This is a genomic window from Hoeflea sp. (assembly GCF_039975035.1).
Classification (GTDB): domain Bacteria; phylum Pseudomonadota; class Alphaproteobacteria; order Rhizobiales; family Rhizobiaceae; genus Hoeflea.
The window spans coordinates 1-2,765 of record NZ_JBDWHW010000027.1 but is presented as its reverse complement, the minus strand read 5'-3'; the positions used below and the strand labels follow the sequence as shown (position 1 = coordinate 2,765).

Genomic DNA, 2,765 nt, shown 5'->3' with positions numbered 1-2,765 from the left:
CTGGAAGAAGTCGCCAAGCGCATGTGAGCTTCCCTATCCAGCAAATCAACGATCTACAGAAACAAGGACGAAACAGATGAATTTGGAAGCCACTCAACGCCAACCGGTCGCAAGACTGACCCGAGAGATCTCAATAATACTCATCGGCACAATACTTCTGACACTATCCGCCAAAATCGCGGTGCCGTTCTACCCGGTACCGATGTCAACACAAACCCTGGTGGTCTTGGGTCTCGGCCTTTTCCTGGGGCCGGTGCGCAGTAGTCTAGTTGTCGCTGCGTACCTTCTGGAAGGTCTGTTTGGCCTGCCGGTTTTCGCTGGCACGCCTCCCGCACCGGCGGGTCTGGCCTATTTTGCGGGTCCCACTGGCGGATTCTTGATTGGGTTTGCGCTCGCGGCGGCGGCTGCAGGATGGATGGTTCAAAAGCTGGCAGGGCTTCCGCCTTCAATCAGAGCATCTGTAGCGGTCCTCTCCGGTTCGATACTTATGTATTGCGCAGGGCTATTCTGGTTGGGTGGCTTTGTCGGCTATGGCGAAAAATTGCTGAACGCCGGGCTTTACCCGTTCCTGCTTGGAGACCTGACGAAGGCAGCAATTGCTGTAGTGCTGTATACAGGTTTCCATAATCGGGGTCACGCTTGACTGCTGGGCTTTGTTGCCTTGTTCCAGCGCCGGTTCTGACCGGCGCTGGACGCCAGCCCGAGGCTTCCAAAGCTATGCAAAGCAAAAGGCGGCTTTGCAAGTCCCAGACTTTTCACTGTCAGAAAGTGGTCGTATTCAATGACAAAACGCAGCATGTTTCACACAGAGCCGGAACCGTGTCGCGCGCGTGCAGAACAGGTGGCCGAGGGAATCCTGAGGATCGTTGCGAGCAATCCCGGGAAGATGACCTATCACGGGACGAACAGCTACATCATTGATACACCTGACGGTCGGTTCATTCTCGATCCGGGTCCAGCAGAAGACAGTGCACATTTCGAAGCAATTGTCGAGAATCTGGGAGGCAACCCGGCCGGAATTCTAGTGTCACACCACCATTCCGATCATTTCGGTGCCGTGCCGGGATTGCGCGAACGGACAGGTCTGCCCGTTTATGTTTCGCGTGCCTTTCCAGACGATGCATTTCAACCCGACGGGTTTTTGGAAGACGGGCAAAGGATTGCCGGTCTTACTGTCCTTCACACACCCGGTCACGCGAGCGATCACCTCTGCTTTGCGAGGCTGGATGGAGTGTTATTCACGGGCGACCACGTGATGAGTTGGAACAGTTCGATCGTCAGCCCCCCTGACGGCAACATGCGTGATTACTGCGACCAGCTTCAACGGCTTATTGATCGCGACGATAGGATCTGCCTGCCGGGTCACGGGCCCGTACTCCAGGATCCGCGCCCTTACATCGAACGGTTACTTGCCAACCGGATGCGCCGCGAGACCCAGATCCTCAAGCATCTCCTAAATACTTCCGATACAGTCCAGAATATCGCCGCTTCAGTCTACAAGAAATCTGACCCGCATATTGCAATGGCCGCCGAAAGGAATGTTGTGGCTCATTTACAGAAACTTCTTTCTGAATCGCGAGTGGCTCAGGAAGAAGGGATCTGGAGGGTAAATTAACATAAACTTCATTATGCGTATTTATACTTAGTGTTGGGCACATTCCATTTTGGATTGCATCACTGGATAATTTCTTGATGCAGATCAGGAGGATGTGATGAGAAGACCCTACCGTAAACTGAACTTGGATGAACGCAGAATCTTAGCGACGATGCTTCAGGCGAAAGCTACAAAGACCAAGATCGCTGAAACGCTTGGCCGAGACCGCTCAACGATCCATCGTGAGATCAAGCGCAACTGGTGGCATGACACCGAGGTTCCGCAGGCTGATGGGTACTGGCATATGACGGCGCAGGCTCTCGCGGATCGTCGCCATCTGAAACGTCGTAAATTGGAACGGCATGAGGATTTGCGCAATGAAGTGATTGGCAGACTGAAAGGCGGTTGGTCGCCAGAACAGATCGCCGGACGACTGAAGATCGAACCGCGCGCGCCGTACCGGATTTGCCATGAGACGATCTATCAGTATGTGTATTCAAAGAGCGGCCAGTCACAGGAGCTTGGGCGCTATCTGCCAGAGCGTCAGAGGAAGAGGAAACCGCGCTACGCCCGCAAGGCTCGTGGTGAGGTTTTCCCCTTGGAAACAAGCATTCACAACCGCCCGGAGGAGATCAACGACCGCAGCCTGTTCGGCAACTGGGAAGGCGATTTGATGATCTTTGAGCGCGCTCAGGGTAACGCAAATGTCGCCACGTTGATCGAACGCAAAACCCGCTACGTCGTTCTGCTGCGCAACAACGACCGCAAGTCGCGACCGCTGATGAACAAGCTGATCAACGTGATGTCACCCCTGCCCGCGGATGCCCGTCGCAGCATCACCTTCGACCGTGGGTTCGAGTTTACATCCTGGCGGGAGTTGAAGACCGGCATGGGAACCAAATCTTGGTTCTGCGACCCACAGGCTCCGTGGCAAAAGGGCTCTGTCGAGAACATGAACAAACGGGTGCGCAGATACCTACCGCGGGACACGGCTCTGCTGTCGCTCCCAAATCGATATATCGGGTCGATTTGCGACCGCCTGAACGCGACGCCGCGCAAATGTCTGGGCTACAGGACACCGGCCGAAGCCTTCAGAGATGAATTGATGAAACTGGAGCGTTAATGAGGTACCCTGCCCCCGTAAACCGATGCAATCGAAGTGGAACTCACA

Annotated in this window: 3 protein-coding genes; all 3 read left to right on the top strand. The window is 54.7% G+C overall.

What is annotated here, in order from left to right; translation table 11 throughout:
• On the top strand, positions 1–643 hold a 643-nt coding region (locus ABJN75_RS02130), incomplete at its 5' end, for a biotin transporter BioY (RefSeq protein ID WP_348436403.1).
• A gap of 138 nt (positions 644–781) precedes the next feature.
• Positions 782–1,615 carry an MBL fold metallo-hydrolase gene (locus tag ABJN75_RS02125; RefSeq protein WP_240672155.1) on the top strand — a complete coding sequence of 278 codons (834 nt, stop codon included), beginning with the start codon at positions 782–784 and terminating at the stop codon, positions 1,613–1,615.
• Positions 1,616–1,712: 97 nt separating this feature from the next.
• Positions 1,713–2,717: an IS30 family transposase gene (locus tag ABJN75_RS02120; RefSeq protein ID WP_348436401.1), complete on the top strand. Its 1,005-nt coding sequence runs from the start codon at positions 1,713–1,715 to the stop codon at positions 2,715–2,717.
• Positions 2,718–2,765: the final 48 nt, after the last annotated feature.